The following is an 18,098-nucleotide window of genomic DNA, read 5'->3' as shown; positions in this document are numbered from 1 at the left end:
TATGAAGGAAGTCTATTATGAAGCAAGATGATATTGATAGTATATTAGCATCTCTAATAGATATTCTATGGGGGAGTTTAAGTCACTCACTAAAAATTACAAAAAGTTATATTAATAATGATTTAAGCCATCAAATTAGTACATTATTTGATAATTTAAAATTAAATATTAAAAAGCAAATCGGTGAACACCTACCAATTATCAATGATAAGTATTTAGAATTGGATCAAAAAATTACTGGATGTAATTCTTCTATACAAGCCGTACTTATTGAAATTGGAAATTGGTTCACTAGAAATGACTTAGAAGCACATTCTACATACATTAAACCAGAAGAAATGATTGATTTAGCCATTAGCACAGCTTCTAAATCACTTAATAACATTAATGTTGAAATAGAGAATTCTATAAAAGTTATTGATAGTACTGGCGATGATTTTCGCTTAAGTCTATCAAATCTACCCGTTTTTAACGATATTTATTTTATTCTATTAGATAATGTTCAGGAGCATTCTTTATTAGATAATCCAAAAGTTATATCCAATACAATATTTGATTGTGATAATAATAGACTAGAAATTGAATTTATTAATGAATGTCATAGTCGTGCTAAAATAAAAAATTCTGAAACAGTAAGTCAAATTAATGCAGAAATTAAATCTAAAAGTATCATTAGAAGCCGACAAGAGGGACATTCTGGTTTAATTAAATTAGTTGCTGCTGAAGATAATGATGATAACTTTAGTATTGATTTTGGATATAATACGGATAAAAGTTTTAGAGTCAGACTGGTCTATCCTTTAATTAGAACAGATTTTATTAACGAAAAAATTGAGGATATCAAATGAAAATTTTGTTAGTAGAGGATGAATACCCTAAACGACAAAATATTTTAAATTTTCTTAAAGGTTTAAAACTAGATTTAGAAATTTCATTTGCTAATTCAGCTAATTCAGCTTTAGATTCAATTGATATTGAAATACCGGATTTAATGATCTTAGATATGTCATTGCCTACTTTTGATATTAATGATCATGATAATGGTGGAACACCAAGAGGATTTGGCGGTGAAGATGTTTTACGTATTTTATTAATTCAAGAAATAGTGTGTAAAACTATTGTAGTAACGGGATATGAATCATTTCTTAAAGATGATGGTTTATCATTAGACATTGATAAATTAAAACAAAGTTTACAGTTTGAATTCCCAGAATACATATTGGATGTAATACATTATAATTCAACAAATGATTCTTGGAAAACATCATTAAAAGAATACTTTACAAGGTTCATTAAATGAAGATTCTTATTGTTGATAATGAACCCAGACGTTACAGAAAATTAAAAACTGAGCTGTTGAAAATTAATACGATCTCTGAGAATGATATTGTAATTGTTTCAAATATTCTTGATGCAACTGATAATGTAGATAAACTTATTTTTGATATTGTACTTTTAGATATTCTTATTCCATATAGTAATGTTGATGATGATGATAAGCAAAATTGTATTGATTTTTTAGAATACCTTCATGATGAGTGTGGTAATAAACCTAAAAGAATTATAGGAATAACTAGTGATTGTGATTTAATTACTGAGTTAAGAGATATATTTTCTAATAAATCTTGGGTTGTTCTTGAATATAGTGATACAGATGATAAGTGGCTTCATAATATTTTAGCTTGTGTAAACTATATAATCGAAGGAAATAACTTTATCAAAGAATCGAAAACAACCTTTGATATACTTATTATTTGTGCATTACATTCACCTGAACTTGATAAAATACTAGCTTTGAATTGGAGTTGGGGTAAGCCTATACTTTTAGATGATAATATTTTTATTTATCCTGGTATTTTAACGATTGATGGCACTGAATATAAAATTGCTGCAACTTATGCACTTAGAATTGGAATGGTGGCTACATCTATCTTATGTTCTAGACTACTTCCAATATTACAACCTAAAATTGTTGTTATGACAGGAATTTGTGCAGGAAATAAAGATGAAGTTTCTCTAGGTGATGTAATTATTGCGGAATCCTGTTGGAACTATCAAAGTGGAAAACTATTAAAAAATAAAGTTACTGATGAAGTAGAATTTAAGGTTAAGCCCCATCACTTAAACATAAAGGATAAAATTAAAAATTGTTTTATTCAACTCTCAAGAGACATGAATGTTTTAGAGGAATTAAAAATTAATTGTCAAAAATTTAATATTTCTCCAGCTATCAAAATTGGTTCATTAGTTTCAGGAGCCTCAGTAATAGCAGATGATATAACAATCGACAAAATTCAAGATCAGCAAGATAAAAATATTTATGGTGTTGAGATGGAAATTTATGGTTTATATGATGCTTGCACCAGTGCATATTATGAGCCTATATATTTTGCTTTGAAAGGTGTAAGCGATTATGCTGATTCTGAAAAAAATGACGATTTACAAGATTATGCAGCTAATAATAGTGCCATAATTTTAGATAAATTTTTTGAAAAATTTCTCTCTCAGATTCTTTGATTAAATGGGAATTACTTATGACTAACAAGATTAATTCTGAACAAGCAGTTGAACATGCATGGAAATACTTTGAGCTACACTCAAACCAAAGGATTACAATGTTTAATTATTTTCTTTTTATCATTGCAGGATTAGGGACTGCGATAGGCGTCTCTTTTCAGTCTGCAAGTACCTTTGCTTATATAGGAATATTTTTATCAATTTTTCTTAGTATTACCTCATTTGTTTTCTGGAAGTTAGATCAAAGAACATCCTTTCTTATTAAACAGTCTGAAGAGGTTTTTAAAAAATTAGAAAGAAACTCTTCCATTGATATTGGAATTTTTTGTAATGAAGAAAGTAATCTGTCAAAAGCCAATATGGAAAAAAAAATTGTAACTAAAATTATAACTTATGGTCTAATATTTAGATCAACTTTCTTAATCATGGGACTAATAGGCTTAATCGGTGTTTTGGTTTTTAGCCTAATTGTTTTTGAAAAAATTTCTTTTGAGACTCCGACAAAGACCAACAACAAATCAACTTTAAATTAGATATTAATTAGGGTCTGTTGACATTTACTGTTCATAATTAACCCTATAAAGGTAGCCATAAAAATATACAGGCTAAAGCAACAGAACTTTGATAATTTCTTTTGAGCTTGTCATATCGAGTAGCTATTCCTCTAAATTGCTTTAATCTACAAAACATATTTTCAACTAAATGCCTGATTTTATATAAATACCAGTCCATATGGTCATTGTTCGATTGGTTATTTGTTTTCTTTGGTATATTCGCTTTAGTCCCTGTTTTCCTGATCTGTTCACGCAGTGGTTCTGAATCATAGCCTTTATCTGCACATACCACTTTTGTCTCTTTTAAATCTAATGTTGATATTAAATCAGGTGCAACTTTAACATCATGTGTGGTTCCATCGGTAATCATGAAATCAATAGGATTGCCATGTGCATCAACAATCAAATGTATTTTTGAGGAGTTTCCTCCTACACTTTTAGAAATAGATTGATTCGCTATGCCGGCAGAATGTTGATGAGCACGTACATGAGAGCCATCAATAAAAATCCACTCCATATCGGGGCATGAGGCTAGTAATTTGAATAATCTAAGTAACTTACCGCTGCTTGACCAACGATTAAAACGTTTGAAAATAGAGTTGGAATGACCAAAACAAGAAGGAATATCTCGCCACGGACAGCCTGTTCTAATTCTATAGAGAATAGCTTCAATAAAATTGCGTAAATTTGAGTTGAGGTGAATGGATAAATTACGCAGAATAACTTTCAACTTTTGCCAGTGTTGATCTGTCAGCATGGTACGAGGCATAGCGAATAGTAAAATTGTGTTTGGCGATTTGATTTTACTACTTCGCTATTTTTTTAAGCTAAAAGTGTCAACACACCCTAATTTCTGGTTGAAAAGCATGATCAAGTTCGATCATGCTTTTAAGAGAGGTTTTTAATATTCAATTCCCATTTTTTTTAATTTTGAAATTAGTGTCGTAGGATTAATGCCTAACAGTTTAGCTGCACCCTCATCACCAAAAATTTTCCCTTCGCATTGTTTGATTGCCAGTTGAAGATTTGTCGTTTCTAACTGTTTGAGTTGTTGTATCGTCAGGATTTGTTCGATTGCTGCGGCGTGATTGTGCTGTACGGTCTGAGATGGTTCTTGTTCCAGTAAATATTGGAAAGAAACAGCACCGTGTTTGGCAGTGATTAATGCACGTTCCAACACATTTTGTAATTCACGAATATTACCTGGCCAGTCGTAGTGTTGCAGTTCGAGTATATGCTTTTGTGAAAAAGGTAAATAAGGCACTTTACGATTTTCGCTGATCAGCTTGGTAAAGTGCGAGACCAGTAAAGGAATGTCCTGTTTACGTTCACGTAATGCAGGAGAATGGATTGGGAATACATTCAGACGGAAATATAAGTCTTCACGGAAGTTTTTCAGCTTCACTTCTTCTTTTAATTTTCGATTAGTGGCAGCAATAATCCTGACATCAACGTGTCGTGTTTTTTCTTCCCCAATTCTTTCGAAAGTCCCTTCTTGCAATACTCGGAGCAATTTACTTTGTAATTCGAGTGGAATCTCGCCAATCTCATCTAAAAATAAAGTCCCTTGATCAGCAAGTTCAAAGCGTCCAGCTCGATCACGAATTGCGCCTGTAAAAGCACCTTTAACATGTCCGAAGAATTCACTTTCAAATAATTCAGAGGGGATCGCCGCACAGTTCACACGAATCAGTGGATGCTGTTTACGGTGACTGGACTGGTGGATGGCACGTGCGATTAACTCTTTTCCAGTTCCTGATTCTCCATAGATCATGACATTGGCATCAGTAGAAGCAACCACTTTAATTTTTTCAATGATTTGTAAAATTGAGGCACTATTTCCCACAATTTCATGATATTGATTCTCTTGTAATATCTCTTCCTGTAAATATTCATTTTGTTGTTCTAGTCGACTTTTTAAGTCTTGTAGTTCGTTAAGAGCATGGGTAAGTTGTTTTTCAGTATTTAAACGGTCAGTAATATCTCGGAAAACCACCACAGCACCAATGATTTCACTGTCACGGATAATCGGCGTACTGGTAAATTCAACTGGAAAATAGCTGCCATCACGTCGCCAGAAAACTTCTTGGATGCCTTCATGAACAATTCCATCTTGTACGGCAGCATAGATGGGACATTCTTCTACAGGGTAATGTTCTCCAGTTTCATGGGTATGATGGTGGATTTTATGAATATTTTTACCCAATACAGCATCGGACTCCAAACCTAACATTTTTGCGCCGACAGGATTGATAAAGGTACATAATCCTTGCTTATTAATACTATAGATTCCATCACCAACTGAGCTAAGAAGTAGATGCTTGCCTGTATCTGATTCAATAAATAATTCTTGTAAAGCTTGCCATTCTTTAAGCCCTGCACGAATGACCTTGTCTGCATTTTTATTCAATTGGCGTAATTCTAAATCCTTAACATCGACCAATGACCAAATAAGTAAATTTTTATTTTTATAAGGCAGACGAATGGCAGTGACATCCAATTGTATTTTTTCACCTTCTTTATCAAAAGCATATAGCTCATTGTTCCAAGCATAGCCCTTACTGAGAGCTTCATCTGTAAACGCCATAAGATGTGGCAATTGAGTGATGTGTCCAAAAACAGAAGTGACTGTTTTTGCAATCAATTCATGTCGTTCGTAGCGTAATAATTGAGACGCGCTAATATTCAAATCAATAAAGCGATTTTGATGTGGGTCGATCACGATTAATGCTTGAGATGTATGCTCAAAAGCAAGCGGACGAATCGAATCTTCAGAAGATGCCCAATCAGAAATAAAGTCGATATTATTCATGCTATGAAAAATCGTAATCTTGACTATGAAATTTCATAATACTACGAAAAACCGTAGTTATTCAACACATTCTTATTTTTATAAAGCTCTCTTAAATAAATAATAAAAATATATTTTTCAATAGTATAGGGATTTTAAAACAGTATTTTAATCATGTTGGCATGGCTCTCGCAATAACACGGATAGACCAAAACAGTTGGTTGAATTGAAACCGTAGATATGAGGAACGGCTATGCCTAAAGTAGATATTGAACAATACAAAGATGGTGATTTTCTTGTCGATTATGAAGAAAAGGTATTTGAGGATGTAAAAGCTCAACCGGGTGAAAAAGCATTGGTGACATTCCATACCGTTGCCTTTGAAGGTTCTATTGGTTTGGTCAATGTCTTACAAGCAAAACGATTATTACGTAAAGGCTTTGAAACTAAAATTTTGCTCTACGGTCCGGGTGTTCAGTTGGGGGTACAACGTGGTTTTCCAACGTTGGGTGCAGAAGCATTCCCGGGACATTTGGCGGTTAATAATCAATTAAAAGCATTTATGGCAGAAGGCGGTGAAGTCTATGCCTGTCGTTTCGCCTTACAAGCACTTTATGGGCAAACTGAAAAAGCTTTAATGGAGGGAATTCGTCCGATTAATCCTCTCGATGTGATGGATCTCAAACTTTTGATGCGTCGTGACAATGCATTAATTATTGATACGTGGACTGTTTAAGTATTTAAGAAAAAAAGGGGAATAAGTCATGAGCCAAATCATTAAAGCGGCGGCAGTTCAATGTAGCCCTGTGTTGTATAGCCAAGCGGGTACAGTCAAGAAAATCTGTGACACGATTTTGGAGTTGGGGCAGCAAGGTGTGCAATTTGCCGTATTTCCTGAAACCGTTGTGCCTTATTACCCTTATTTTTCTTTTGTGCAACCACCGTTTGCCATGGGTAAAGAACATTTAAAGCTATTGCATGAATCGGTTGTCGTGCCATCGGCAGCAACAACTTTAATTGGACAGGCATGCAAAGAAGCGAACATTGTGGTTTCTATTGGTATTAATGAGCGTACAGGTGGCACGATTTATAACGCTCAATTGTTGTTTGATGCTGATGGTTCGATTATTCAGCATCGTCGTAAGATTACCCCAACTTACCATGAACGTATGGTGTGGGGACAAGGCGATGGCAGTGGGTTGCGTGCGATTGACTCTGCTGTCGGGCGTATTGGGTCACTGGCATGCTGGGAGCATTATAACCCTTTGGCTCGGTTTGCTTTGATGGCGGATGGTGAGCAAATTCATGCGGCGATGTTTCCGGGTTCACTCGTGGGGCAGATTTTTGCAGATCAGATCAGTGCCACCATTCAGCACCACGCTTTAGAGTCGGGCTGTTTTGTGGTGAATGCCACAGCATGGCTTGATCCAGAGCAACAACAACAAATTATGCAAGACACTGGTTGTGAACTGGGTCCAATTTCTGGGGGATGTTTTACGGCCATTGTTTCTCCAGAAGGTAAATTTTTGTCTGAACCGATCACACAAGGCGAAGGCTATGTGATTGCCGATTTAGACTTTGCCTTAATCGAAAAACGTAAACGGATGATGGATTCTGTTGGGCATTATAGTCGTCCAGAATTACTTAGTTTATTGATTGATCGTCGTCCTACCTCAGTTTTGCATGAGTTAAAGCTAGAGAATCCATCGAATAACAGCATCGAAAAAGTTTCTGAATTTGCCGAAGTACAAGCATAGAAACCCCGTTTAAAAATAACAGGAGAAGATCATGTCTGCGATTGAATTACTCAGTGATTTGCAATGTAACGGGTTGAAATGGGAAGGTGAGGTTGGACTTTCTCGCAAAGGTGGCGCTGGTCCAAGCGATCATAAAGCCATGACCTTGAGTGGTCAGACGCTCATGATTCCGGTGTTAAACCTTGCCTCACAGGATTCTCCTTATACGGGTAAAAAAGATGCTGCAACAGGTGAGGTGATTGTCTTTAAAAACCGCATACCTGTTGCAACGTTAACTTCGCCAACGCGACCAAGATTTTATGATTTAAGCACAGCAGAGGGCATTCCGTATGAACAGATTGCCACGCTGCATAGCCATGATGTGTTGGCAACAACGGTGCTGCAACATTGTATTCGCATGAATGATAAAACAACGGCATGTCAGTTTTGTTCGATTGATCAGTCTTTAAAAGATGGGCGCGCGATTATTCGCAAGCGCCCCGACCAATTGGCTGAAGTGGCGAAGGCAGCCGTAGAACTGGATGGGGTGACTCAGATGGTGCTGACCACAGGAACACCGAATACGCCTGATCGCGGTGCAGCCATTTTATATGACTCAGTTGTTGCGATTAAGGCGAAAGTTGATTTACCGATTCAAGTGCAGTGTGAACCACCTGATGATTTTTCTTGGTTTCGAAAATTAAAAGATGCAGGAGCAGTATCCATCGGGATGCATCTAGAAGCCGTAAGTGATCGGGTACGCAAGCAAATTATGCCGGGTAAGGCAGAAGTATCACTTGCGTTCTATTTTTCTGCTTTTGAAGCAGCAGTGAAAGTCTTTGGACGAGGGCAAGTCAGTACTTATATCTTGGTTGGTTTAGGAGATACCGAACAAGAAATTATCAGCATGACGGAACGTCTAGCAAAAATAGGGGTTTATCCCTTTGTAGTTCCTTTTGTGCCGATACAGGGAACGGCTTTAGAGCATCACCCCAAACCTGATTCAGCATTTATGCAAATGCTTTATCCCCAAATTGGCACGCAGCTTCGCCAGTATGGTTTGAATTCACAGGATACGCAGGCAGGTTGTGCAAAATGTGGGGCTTGTTCTTCACTCAGAGCTTATGAATAAGGAGTTGATGATGAAATTATCTAACTATGCATGGTTGATTGAGCTCAATGAAGAGCTGAAGCAATTTGTCACGAATGACATCATTATCAAAGTTGTAGCAGAAGATTGGGAGCGTCGCCAATATTTTCAATTGCGTGAAGCAACGTTCCGTGATGAGCAGAAAATTTTAAAAGAAGATCGTGATGAACATGATTTCAAAGCTCTAGCGATTGTGGCGATTGGACAAATATTTGGGGAACATGATCGTGTCATTGGTGCTGTTCGTATTTTCCCTGAAGCTGAACAGACATGGTGGGGCGGGCGTTTGTGTGTTGATCCTGTATACCGTCATCAACATGCAATTGGTAAAGCGTTGATTAATGCAGCCGTATCCACTGCCAAAAATTTAGGCTGTACCACATTCCTTGCGACGGTTCAGCAACAGAACGAACGATATTTTCAAAAGTTGTGTTGGGACACTGTACATGAGCTGAATGTTGCAAATATTCCACATGTGCTCATGCAGGCTCAAGTTGAAAATTACCCATTACAACATGTGGTGATGCAAGCTTATAGCTATAGGGAGATCTGCTGATGAGACTTTCAGAACTACTACCACAACTGCAAATCACGCCAGCAATGCAGTCTAAGCAAGATATTCATGCGATTAAATCGCAGTTGAATCTGAACATTCACACTATACAAGATTTATATGCATTACCTGCGGATGATGCTGCTGCGATGCAATTCGGTGAACAATATTTATTGCATGCTTGCGAAGGAATGCTACCAAGTTTTGTGGCTAAGCACCCTTATTTTGCAGGATGGTCTGCGGTGATGGCAAATGTGAGCGACATTGCAGCAATGGGTGGGCGAGCTTTAACTGTGGTGAATAGTTATTGGCATACCGATACACAAAGTGGTCAACAGTTATTTGCTGGCATGCAAGCAGCTTGTGATGCCTATGGCGTAAAGCTTGTGGGTGGACACACCAATATTCATACAGATTTTCAACCTACGCTCTCCGTTGCCATACAAGGATTGGCGAATCATTTGCTCTCGGTCTTTCATGTTCAAGCGGGGCAGAAGATATTAATTGCACTGAATATGCAGGGCAAATTCCATGAGCAAACCACCTATTGGAAATGTTTTGAACATGTTCCTGCTGCGGTTTTAAGGACTCAGTTGGAAGTATTGCCCGAAATTGCAGAACAGCATCTCGCGTATGCGGCACGCGACATCAGTAATGCAGGAATCTTAGGCAGTTTGTTAATGCTACTTGAGGCAACGGGATCAGGAGCGAATCTTTGGTTAGATAAGATTCCGAAACCGCAACATACAGATTGGTTGAAATGGCTTCAAATTTTCCCAAGTTATGGCTTCTTACTGACTGCCGATAGCGAAGAATGTGAGGACATCATTGAATTATTTGCTTCACAAGATATTGATTGTGCGGTGATTGGTGAGGTCACAAATTCTGGCAAGGTACAGATTCAGCAGCAGAATGAGCAACAGATTTTTTGGGATTTTCAACAACAGGCTTTTACTGGGCTGAATTATCAAAAAGTCCTTGCACAAGCTCCATTTTCCCATCTTTCCCTACATGTACAGCAACAGGAGCCAACATTATGCCAAGTGTAAATTTTACCGTGAAATGGCCAAATGGTGAGCTGATTCAATATTACTCTCCATCCACGGTTATTTATGAATATCTATCTAAAGGACATTCATATCCAGCAATACAGTTTTTAACGTTGGCTGAAGATGGGTTATCTGCTGCATCAGAACGAGTACGAGTACGTTATGGCTTTGCATGTAGTTCAGCCATGGACAGCTTATCCACGATTAAACGCCAAGCTAACTTATTCGCCTTAAAAGACGAAGACCAAATTGAAATTACTGAAATGCACAATGAATAAGGGGAACAAGATGCTTAATATGCAAATTCAAGATTTACAACCAAATTATGACGTCGTGATTGTTGGTGGTGGTCAGGCAGGGTTATGTATTAGTCATTATTTACAAAAAGCAGGGATTGATCATGTGATTCTAGAAAAAGAATCAGAGTTGACCCATAGCTGGCGTAGTAAACGGTGGGATAATTTCACTTTGGTTACCCCCAATTGGCAATGTTTGCTTCCAGAGCATCCATATAACGGCAATGACCCTGACGGATTTATGAAAAAAAATGAAATTGTTGAATATCTCGACGACTTCATTGAAAAATTGAATCCACCAGTTTTATTAAATGTTCAGGTTAACCATGTTGCAAAAATTGCACCTCAACACTTTGAAATTGAAACCAGTTTAGGCACAACTACTGCTAAACAATTAGTTGTAGCAGCTGGTGGTTATCACACCCCAATTTATCCAAAACTAAGTGATCAAGTGCCTGAGCAAGTGTTAGTTCTGCATTCAGAACAATATTTTAATGTGGAACAGTTACCTGAAGGTAATGTTTTGGTTGTCGGTTCAGGGCAATCGGGAGCCCAAATCGCTGAAGATCTACATTTGGCTGGTAAAAAGGTCTATCTTTCTACGGGAGATGCACCACGCTGTGCACGTTTTTATCGTGGTAAAGACGTAGTGAAGTGGCTTTATGAAATGGGCTATTACGAGACTACAGTCAAAGATCATCGATACAGTGAAGAAGTTCGTAACAGCACTAATCATTACGTGACTGGGCGAGATGGTGGTCGTGATATTGATCTACGTAAATTTGCATTAGAAGGTATGCGACTGCTTGGACGATTTGAGGATTATAAGGAAGGTCAGTTTGTATTCCGTCCAGATTTAATCCAGAACTTAGATATGGCAGATGCAACTTACAATCGTATTAATGCCTCTATTGATGACTATCTAGAGAAAAATAATATTGTGACTGAAGAACCAGCATCTGTATATCAGCCACTTTGGCAGCCAGAGCAGGAAATTACCCATATCGATTTAGTTGAAGAGAACATCACCTCAATCATTTGGTGTATCGGATTTAGACCAGACTATTCTTGGATTGATTTAGATATATTCCAGACAAATGGATATCCAAAACATGATCGCGGTATTACCGTTGACTCTGAAGTAAGCTTTATTGGTTTACCTTGGTTAAACACATGGGGTTCAGGACGTTTTATGGATGTTGCTAAAGATGCCGAGTTTATTGCTGATCATCTCATTCAACAATTAAATGTTGCACCTCTGCATATATCCTCAACATTATCATCATTGGCTTAATTATCAGGTAGCTGAATAGTCTCAACTTTCGGCTGCATCAAATCTCCAATATTGTTAAAAAACATAGGATAGCCAAAATGAATCAACAACCTTTTGTAATTAATACTAGGGCTTGTTGAGAATTAACAAAGGCTACTGATTAATTTATAATGGCTTTGTTGCACAAAGATTTGAAATGCAAAGCGCCCCTAATTGAGTCAAATTTAAGGCGTAACTTGGGTAAGTGGTCGACCTAATTCCGTAAATCTGTTAAGGACTGCTACACGTGCATGGATCTCATTCACTTGGCTATCAAAACTCCTTGCACTGAGTTTATCTCCTAATAATTTGATGCAATGCATCTTAGTTTCAACCAAACTTCGCCGATGATAGCCTGACCATTTTTTCCATAGTGTCCTGCCTAAACGTTTAATTGTTCGAAGTAATTCATTTCGCTCTAGCGAGCTACTCTTTGTATCTTTCCATGGTTTCGCATTTTTTCTAGGTGGAATCACCGCATGCGCTTGCCGATCTGCAATGACCTGACGGCATTGCTTGGTGTCATAAGCTCCATCGGTATAAACAGAGTTAATCCGCTCATCTTGTGGAATCTGATTAAGTAAATCACCAAGCACCTGTGAATCACTGACATTATTGGTTGTAAGCTGAACTGCTCGTATTTGCAGGGTTTTAGCATCTATACCAATATGAAGTTTACGCCATTGGCGACGATATTCAGGTCCATGTTTCTTGCGTTTCCATTCGCCCTCACCTAGAAACTTCATGCCTGTAGAGTCCATGAGTAGATGCAGCCCATCGCTACTTTTTTGGTAGCTGATTACAATATCAATATGCTTTTGTCTTCTACAAAGCGTGGTGTAATCTGGAGCTATCCAATTTAATCCGCAAAGTTTAATCAGACTTTGCACAAAGCCAGTGACCATACGTAAAGACAGACGGAATAAGGATTTAATCATTAAGCAGCATTGGATGGCTGCGTCGGAGTAGGTTTGATTTCGCCCTTGTTTGCCTTTTGATGGCGCATACCATTGCGTAGCAGGATCAAACCAAATGGCAATATTTCCGCGACTCATGAGTGCTCGGTTATATGCGGGCCAATTGGTTGTGCGGTAGATTTTGTGTGTAGGCTTCTTCATTTGAAAATTATATCGCTGAAAAACCCTTTACAGATAGGTTTGTGCAACAAAGCCCTAAGAATGTGATTCATCATTCAGATAGAGGTGTTCAATATCTTTCTATTCGCTATACCCATCGTTTAGAAGCAGCAAATTTACGAGCATCAGTCGGTACAACGGGTGATTCATACGATAATGCTCTGGCTGAAACGGTGAATGGCTTATACAAAACAGAGGTGATTGAATATTTAAAAGCAGATTGGCAAGGTTTAGCGGATGTACAACTTGCGACATTAAATTGGGTAGATTGGTTCAATAAAAAGCGTGTACACAGTGCACTGGGTTATGTATCGCCTTTTGAGTTTGAAGCAATGTACTATGATAAGATTAACCCGTTAGGTCAGGAGGCCTAACTTAAATAAAATAGTCTCCGACAAACCCGGTACGGTTCAGTTCAAAACCTATTTAGGGCATACCATTGTGAAAAAACATACCCAGATTGATAACTGTCACTATATTGATGTCGGTTCCTCTTATACCCAGAAGCTGTGTATAGTCAAAATTAAATAAGGATAAAGACGGTGATATAAAAGATCTCCTTACGAAGAAATGAAAAGCCATCAATATGATGGCTTTATCAAACGATTAATTAATAGGTTTTATAAGGTAAAAACTTGCCAGACAATACGACATTTACCCGGTCACCGTTCGGGTTTTCCTCACGCTGAATATCCATGCTGAAGTCGATTGCGCTCATAATTCCATCACCAAATTCTTCATGGATCAGTTCTTTAATAGTCATGCCATAGACGCTGACAACCTCATACCAGCGATAAATCAGCGGATCTGTCGGCACGCTAGTTGGCAGGGAACCTTTATATGGCACGATCTGTAGCCATGCAACGGCTTCATCACTTAAGCCAAAAATCTGACCAATCTTTTCTGCTTGCTCTTTATTAAACGCCATCTGACCTAAACATGCAGCGGTTACCCATTCTTTAGAAAGACCAATCTCTTTGGCAACATCTGACCACTTAATTGACTTTAAAACTTTCGCTGAAATGATCATGTCAGTTACTTGTTGACGATGGGTAATCATAATCCTCTCCAAATTATTCTCAAATGAATGTATGTAGAACGCATAATGCAGATATCATGCCAACAGCATTCTAGAGTTCATGCTAAATAGAAAATGAATATTTAAGTGATTGTTAATTATTTGTGGCATAGCTTTTGCTTATATTTCGATATACATGGCAACGACGCCATTCACCATTACCTGTTCTAATATTCAAGGCAACGGCGCCTAAGGTCTTCAATGATCTTAGGCGTCTTTTTTTCGAAAAACAGGTCCGTATATTGAAAAAGAGGACGACAACATGGCATATCTTGCTCCTGCAGAGTTTGCAAAAAAAGTGGTAGATGCGGGTGAATCCAAATTACATATGGCAACCCGTGATGTATTGATTCGTGCCTTTATGGCAGGTGCGATTTTGGCACTGGCAGCAGTATTTGCCATTACCATAGCCGTGCAAACAGGATCAGCACTAATTGGTGCGCTCCTGTTTCCAGTTGGTTTTTGTATGTTGTATTTATTGGGCTATGACCTGTTAACTGGGGTATTTGTACTTACGCCGCTGGCATGGCTAGATAAACGCCCAGGGGTGACATGGGGACGTATTCTAAAAAACTGGGGCTTGGTGTTTGTAGGGAACTTTACAGGCTGTTTAGTCGTTGCAGTGCTCATGGCAGCGGTTTATACCATGGGTTTTGCAGCGGATCCAAACCCTGTCGGCGTGAAAATTGCGCATATTGGCGAGGAGCGGACATTAGGTTATGCCGAATACGGATTCGCCGGCTGGATGACTATTTTTATCCGTGGCATGCTGTGTAACTGGATGGTGTCATTAGGTGTCATTGGCGCGATGATGTCTACTACGGTGAGTGGCAAATTCATTGCCATGTGGATGCCAATTATGCTGTTCTTTGCCATGGGCTTTGAGCACTCTGTCGTTAACATGTTCCTGTTCCCATTTGCCATGATGATGGGCGGTGACTTCTCGATTGCTGACTACTTCCTATGGAATGAACTGCCGGTTGCTTTAGGTAATCTGGTGGGTGGTTTGGCATTAACAGGTCTGGCACTTTATACAACCCATGTCCGTACTGGTGTTAAAAAAGAATTTTAATATTCACCATTTTATAAAGGGATCATATAGATCCCTTTTTGAGCTTTCAGCATGAAAAAAACATTAAAAGTCAGTATTGGGCAATATTCTACTGCCGGAATTAAACAACAGAACCAGGATTTCCATGGAGTATATCTGCCCGAAGGACATGTGCTGAAACAGAAAGGTATTGCCTGTGTTATAGCGGATGGAATCGGTAGCAGTAATGTCAGTCATCTTGCAGCAGAAACCGCCGTTGGCAGTTTTTTATCTGACTATTATTCTACTTCAGATGCCTGGAGTACACAGACTTCAGCAGAACGGGTGATCCGCGCGACCAATTCATGGCTTTATGCACAGACTCAACAAAGTCAAGGACGTTTTGATAAAGACCGAGGTTATGTCTGTACCTTATCTGCACTGATTTTAAAACAGCAACAAGCCCATGTTTTTCATGTTGGTGATAGTCGTATTTACCGCATTCGCGATCATGAAATTGAATTACTGACCCATGATCATCGTGTCTGGTTGTCTTCAAGAGAGCATTATCTTAGCCGAGCCTTAGGTGCCGACTATCGTATTGAAATTGATTATCGAAATATTGAGCTCAAAGAAAAAGATATTTTTTTACTGATGACGGATGGGGTCTATGAATTTGTCACAGATCAACAATTATTAGATTTAATTTTAGTAGATGCAGATTTAAATCAACTTGCCAAAGCATTCGTTGAAAAAGCTTTAGAACAGGGCAGTGATGATAACTTAAGTCTCCAGGTGATCCATGTAGAACAGCTGCCTGAACTGAATCAGTTTCATATTCAGCAGGATTATGTATTTCCACAACAGCTCAGTAAAGGGGAAGTGTTTGAAGGCTATGTTATTGATAAAATTTTGCACCAAAATCATCGCAGTTGCCTGTATTTGGCACACGATACTCAGCAGCAGCCCTTGGTTATAAAAACTTTGGGGGTAGATTTACAGCAAGATAAAAATGCCGTAGAGCAGTTTCAACTCGAAGATTGGGTATCGAAACGTCTGAAACATGACAACCTGATGCAGTGTTATCCACATAACACTGAGAAAAAATATTTATTCCAATGTTATGAATATTTACAGGGTGAAACCTTGGCTCAATGGCTGCATCGCCAAGAAAAGCCTTTAAATCTGGATGAGATTTTACCAATTTTGCAACAAACAGCCTTGGCTTTAAATGCAATGCACCGGCTGGAAATGCTACATCAGGATATACGACCAAAAAACATCATGGTTATAAATGCAGAAAATGCCATGAAAATTAAACTGATTGATTATGGTTCAACGGCAGTAAGAGGCCTGGTCGAAATTAATCCTAAAAATGCGAATCGAGCACTCGGAACCTTGGCATTTATGGCACCGGAGTATTTTATTGATCATTCGCCATCTGTACATTCAGACCAATTTTCTTTGGCGGTAATGGCCTATTATTTATTCACCAAACAATTACCTTATGGGACAGATTTAGCTCGCTGTAACAGTTTAAAGCAGATGAAAAAAGTTCAATATCATTCCATCAGGAAATATCGGCCTGATTTACCTATATGGTTAGATAAAATTTTAGGCCAAGCGCTGAGTATTGAACCGACACATCGTTTTGAGGCCTTATCTGAACTCATTCATAATCTAATGCATCCTTCCAAAGAATTATTAAACTCTAAACCACCAGCAATCATTGAACGAGATCCTTTGCGTTTTTGGCAAATGAGTTGCGCCGTATTAGGGCTATTATTTTTACTGAGTATTGCATGGCCATTTATTTGAAAAGATAGGATCAAACCATGCTTAAAATTGAAGGTATATAGATAAGTTTTTATTCAAACAGCTTTGTTGCACAAAGATTTGAAATGCAAAGCGCCCCTAATTGAGCTAAATTTAAGGCGTAACTTGGGTAAGGGTCGACCTAATTCCGTAAACCTGTTAAGGACTGCTACACGTGCATGGATTTGATTCACTTGGCTATCAAAACTCCTTGCACTGAGTTTATCTCCTAATAATTTGATGCAATGCATCTTAGTTTCAACCAAACTTCGCCGATGATAGCCTGACCATTTTTTCCATAGTGTCCTGCCTAAACGTTTAATTGTTCGAAGTAATTCATTTCGCTCTAGCGAGCTACTCTTTGTATCTTTCCATTGTTTCGCATTTTTTCTAGGTGGAATCACCGCATGCCCTTGCCGATCTGCAATGACCTGACGGCATTGCTTGGTGTCATAAGCTCCATCGGTATAAACAGAGTCAATCCGCTCATCTTGTGGAATCTGACCAAGTAAATCACCAAGCACCTGTGAATCACTGACATTATTGGTTGTAAGCTGAACTGCTCGTATTTGTAGGGTTTTGGCATCTATACCAATATGAAGTTTACGCCATTGGCGACGATATCCAGGTCCATGTTTCTTGCGTTTCCATTCGCCCTCACCTAGAAACTTCATGCCTGTAGAGTCCATGAGTAGATGCAGCCCATCGCTACTTTTTTGGTAGCTGATTACAATATCAATATGCTTTTGTCTTCTACAAAGCGTGGTGTAATCTGGAGCTATCCAATTTAATCCGCAAAGTTTAATCAGACTTTGCACAAAGCCAGTGACCATACGTAAAGACAGACGGAATAAGGATTTAATCATTAAGCAGCATTGGATGGCTGCGTCGGAGTAGGTTTGATTTCGCCCTTGTTTGCCTTTTGATGGCGCATACCATTGCGTAGCAGGATCAAACCAAATGGCAATATTTCCGCGACTCATAAGTGCTCGGTTATATGCGGGCCAATTGGTTGTGCGGTAGATTTTGTGTGTAGGCTTCTTCATTTGAAAATTATATCGCTGAAAAACCCTTTACAGAT

17 protein-coding genes and 3 pseudogenes are annotated in these 18,098 nt (G+C 38.3%); 15 read left to right on the top strand and 5 right to left on the bottom strand.

Features of this window, described 5'->3' with window-relative positions; translation table 11 throughout:
* The first annotated feature begins 17 nt into the window (after nucleotides 1–17).
* From EGS47_RS00200 to EGS47_RS00185, 4 genes are read left to right on the top strand one after another with little or no spacing between them, the layout of a single operon-like run.
* Nucleotides 18–848, top strand: a complete 831-nt coding sequence (locus EGS47_RS00200) for a hypothetical protein (protein ID WP_125269064.1) — start codon at nucleotides 18–20, stop codon at nucleotides 846–848.
* Nucleotides 845–1,300, top strand: a complete 456-nt coding sequence (locus EGS47_RS00195; protein ID WP_125269063.1) for a response regulator — start codon at nucleotides 845–847, stop codon at nucleotides 1,298–1,300. The genes EGS47_RS00200 and EGS47_RS00195 overlap by 4 nt, the downstream gene beginning before the upstream one ends.
* Entirely contained in the window at nucleotides 1,297–2,517 is a 1,221-nt protein-coding gene (locus EGS47_RS00190; protein ID WP_125269062.1) for a hypothetical protein, read from the top strand. Before EGS47_RS00195 ends, EGS47_RS00190 begins: the two co-directional genes overlap by 4 nt.
* A 17-nt stretch (nucleotides 2,518–2,534) precedes the next feature.
* Complete coding sequence (locus EGS47_RS00185) at nucleotides 2,535–3,050, top strand: hypothetical protein (RefSeq protein ID WP_125269061.1); 516 nt, start codon at nucleotides 2,535–2,537, stop codon at nucleotides 3,048–3,050.
* A 24-nt stretch (nucleotides 3,051–3,074) separates the two neighbouring features.
* Here the strand turns inward: EGS47_RS00185 and EGS47_RS00180 are convergent.
* Nucleotides 3,075–3,840, bottom strand: a pseudogene (locus tag EGS47_RS00180) (IS5-like element ISAba31 family transposase).
* Between the two features lie 132 nt (nucleotides 3,841–3,972).
* Nucleotides 3,973–5,883, bottom strand: coding sequence for a sigma 54-interacting transcriptional regulator (locus tag EGS47_RS00175; RefSeq protein ID WP_125269059.1), 1,911 nt, complete (start codon nucleotides 5,881–5,883; stop codon nucleotides 3,973–3,975).
* Nucleotides 5,884–6,115: 232 nt separating this feature from the next.
* Here EGS47_RS00175 and EGS47_RS00170 point away from each other — a divergent pair, with 232 nt between their 5' ends.
* From EGS47_RS00170 to EGS47_RS00140, 7 genes are read left to right on the top strand one after another with little or no spacing between them, the layout of a single operon-like run.
* Nucleotides 6,116–6,598, top strand: a complete 483-nt coding sequence (locus EGS47_RS00170) for an MSMEG_0572/Sll0783 family nitrogen starvation response protein (protein WP_004638761.1) — start codon at nucleotides 6,116–6,118, stop codon at nucleotides 6,596–6,598.
* A 28-nt stretch (nucleotides 6,599–6,626) separates the two neighbouring features.
* Nucleotides 6,627–7,619, top strand: coding sequence for a Nit6803 family nitrilase (locus EGS47_RS00165; protein ID WP_125269058.1), 993 nt, complete (start codon nucleotides 6,627–6,629; stop codon nucleotides 7,617–7,619).
* Nucleotides 7,620–7,650: 31 nt separating this feature from the next.
* A complete protein-coding gene (locus EGS47_RS00160) occupies nucleotides 7,651–8,730 on the top strand; it encodes an MSMEG_0568 family radical SAM protein (protein ID WP_004638764.1) in 1,080 nt (359 codons plus the stop codon).
* A 10-nt stretch (nucleotides 8,731–8,740) separates the two neighbouring features.
* Nucleotides 8,741–9,304 (top strand): MSMEG_0567/Sll0786 family nitrogen starvation N-acetyltransferase, encoded by a 564-nt coding sequence (locus EGS47_RS00155; protein WP_125269057.1) that lies wholly within the window; start codon nucleotides 8,741–8,743, stop codon nucleotides 9,302–9,304.
* A complete protein-coding gene (locus EGS47_RS00150) occupies nucleotides 9,304–10,350 on the top strand; it encodes a sll0787 family AIR synthase-like protein (RefSeq protein ID WP_125269056.1) in 1,047 nt (348 codons plus the stop codon). Before EGS47_RS00155 ends, EGS47_RS00150 begins: the two co-directional genes overlap by 1 nt.
* Nucleotides 10,338–10,628 carry an MSMEG_0570 family nitrogen starvation response protein gene (locus EGS47_RS00145; protein ID WP_004638769.1) on the top strand — a complete coding sequence of 97 codons (291 nt, stop codon included), beginning with the start codon at nucleotides 10,338–10,340 and terminating at the stop codon, nucleotides 10,626–10,628. Before EGS47_RS00150 ends, EGS47_RS00145 begins: the two co-directional genes overlap by 13 nt.
* 10 nt (nucleotides 10,629–10,638) lie before the next feature.
* Nucleotides 10,639–11,940, top strand: a complete 1,302-nt coding sequence (locus EGS47_RS00140; protein WP_125269055.1) for an MSMEG_0569 family flavin-dependent oxidoreductase — start codon at nucleotides 10,639–10,641, stop codon at nucleotides 11,938–11,940.
* A 203-nt stretch (nucleotides 11,941–12,143) separates the two neighbouring features.
* On the opposite strand, the gene EGS47_RS00135 is transcribed toward EGS47_RS00140, so the two are convergent.
* Complete coding sequence (locus tag EGS47_RS00135) at nucleotides 12,144–13,076, bottom strand: IS5-like element ISAba12 family transposase (protein ID WP_002114401.1); 933 nt, start codon at nucleotides 13,074–13,076, stop codon at nucleotides 12,144–12,146.
* A gap of 53 nt (nucleotides 13,077–13,129) precedes the next feature.
* Here EGS47_RS00135 and EGS47_RS00130 point away from each other — a divergent pair.
* Together EGS47_RS00130 and EGS47_RS18550 are read left to right on the top strand one after the other, a co-directional pair.
* Nucleotides 13,130–13,468 (top strand): annotated as a pseudogene (locus EGS47_RS00130) (integrase core domain-containing protein); the annotation flags it as partial.
* A gap of 49 nt (nucleotides 13,469–13,517) precedes the next feature.
* Nucleotides 13,518–13,625 (top strand): annotated as a pseudogene (locus EGS47_RS18550) (serine/threonine-protein phosphatase 2); the annotation flags it as partial.
* A gap of 79 nt (nucleotides 13,626–13,704) precedes the next feature.
* Here the strand turns inward: EGS47_RS18550 and cynS are convergent.
* Nucleotides 13,705–14,154 (bottom strand): cyanase, encoded by a 450-nt coding sequence (cynS, locus tag EGS47_RS00120; RefSeq protein WP_017480642.1) that lies wholly within the window; start codon nucleotides 14,152–14,154, stop codon nucleotides 13,705–13,707.
* 280 nt (nucleotides 14,155–14,434) lie between these two features.
* On the opposite strand from cynS, the gene EGS47_RS00115 reads away from it, so the two are divergent.
* Nucleotides 14,435–15,244, top strand: coding sequence for a formate/nitrite transporter family protein (locus tag EGS47_RS00115; protein ID WP_000323725.1), 810 nt, complete (start codon nucleotides 14,435–14,437; stop codon nucleotides 15,242–15,244).
* A 51-nt stretch (nucleotides 15,245–15,295) separates the two neighbouring features.
* The gene (locus EGS47_RS00110) at nucleotides 15,296–17,020 is read left to right on the top strand and encodes a bifunctional protein-serine/threonine kinase/phosphatase (RefSeq protein WP_125269054.1); all 1,725 of its coding nucleotides are present in this window, start codon (nucleotides 15,296–15,298) and stop codon (nucleotides 17,018–17,020) included.
* 53 nt (nucleotides 17,021–17,073) lie between these two features.
* Here the strand turns inward: EGS47_RS00110 and EGS47_RS00105 are convergent, their stop codons facing one another.
* Complete coding sequence (locus EGS47_RS00105) at nucleotides 17,074–18,063, bottom strand: IS5 family transposase (protein ID WP_228711773.1); 990 nt, start codon at nucleotides 18,061–18,063, stop codon at nucleotides 17,074–17,076.
* Nucleotides 18,064–18,098 lie beyond the last annotated feature (35 nt).

It is taken from the genome of Acinetobacter sp. FDAARGOS_515 (assembly GCF_003938865.1).
In the GTDB taxonomy this organism is placed as follows: Bacteria; Pseudomonadota; Gammaproteobacteria; order Pseudomonadales; family Moraxellaceae; genus Acinetobacter; species Acinetobacter ursingii.
This window is presented reverse-complemented; position numbering and strand designations above follow the sequence as displayed.

Coding starts and splice junctions, on each gene's coding strand:
- EGS47_RS00200 (WP_125269064.1), top strand. CDS start 18: ATGAAGCAAGATGATATTGATAGTATATTAGCATCTCTAATAGATATT.
- EGS47_RS00195 (WP_125269063.1), top strand. CDS start 845: ATGAAAATTTTGTTAGTAGAGGATGAATACCCTAAACGACAAAATATT.
- EGS47_RS00190 (WP_125269062.1), top strand. CDS start 1,297: ATGAAGATTCTTATTGTTGATAATGAACCCAGACGTTACAGAAAATTA.
- EGS47_RS00185 (WP_125269061.1), top strand. CDS start 2,535: ATGACTAACAAGATTAATTCTGAACAAGCAGTTGAACATGCATGGAAA.
- EGS47_RS00175 (WP_125269059.1), bottom strand. CDS start 5,883: ATGAATAATATCGACTTTATTTCTGATTGGGCATCTTCTGAAGATTCG.
- EGS47_RS00170 (WP_004638761.1), top strand. CDS start 6,116: ATGCCTAAAGTAGATATTGAACAATACAAAGATGGTGATTTTCTTGTC.
- EGS47_RS00165 (WP_125269058.1), top strand. CDS start 6,627: ATGAGCCAAATCATTAAAGCGGCGGCAGTTCAATGTAGCCCTGTGTTG.
- EGS47_RS00160 (WP_004638764.1), top strand. CDS start 7,651: ATGTCTGCGATTGAATTACTCAGTGATTTGCAATGTAACGGGTTGAAA.
- EGS47_RS00155 (WP_125269057.1), top strand. CDS start 8,741: ATGAAATTATCTAACTATGCATGGTTGATTGAGCTCAATGAAGAGCTG.
- EGS47_RS00150 (WP_125269056.1), top strand. CDS start 9,304: ATGAGACTTTCAGAACTACTACCACAACTGCAAATCACGCCAGCAATG.
- EGS47_RS00145 (WP_004638769.1), top strand. CDS start 10,338: ATGCCAAGTGTAAATTTTACCGTGAAATGGCCAAATGGTGAGCTGATT.
- EGS47_RS00140 (WP_125269055.1), top strand. CDS start 10,639: ATGCTTAATATGCAAATTCAAGATTTACAACCAAATTATGACGTCGTG.
- EGS47_RS00135 (WP_002114401.1), bottom strand. CDS start 13,076: ATGAAGAAGCCTACACACAAAATCTACCGCACAACCAATTGGCCCGCA.
- cynS (WP_017480642.1), bottom strand. CDS start 14,154: ATGATTACCCATCGTCAACAAGTAACTGACATGATCATTTCAGCGAAA.
- EGS47_RS00115 (WP_000323725.1), top strand. CDS start 14,435: ATGGCATATCTTGCTCCTGCAGAGTTTGCAAAAAAAGTGGTAGATGCG.
- EGS47_RS00110 (WP_125269054.1), top strand. CDS start 15,296: ATGAAAAAAACATTAAAAGTCAGTATTGGGCAATATTCTACTGCCGGA.
- EGS47_RS00105 (WP_228711773.1), bottom strand. CDS start 18,063: ATGAAGAAGCCTACACACAAAATCTACCGCACAACCAATTGGCCCGCA.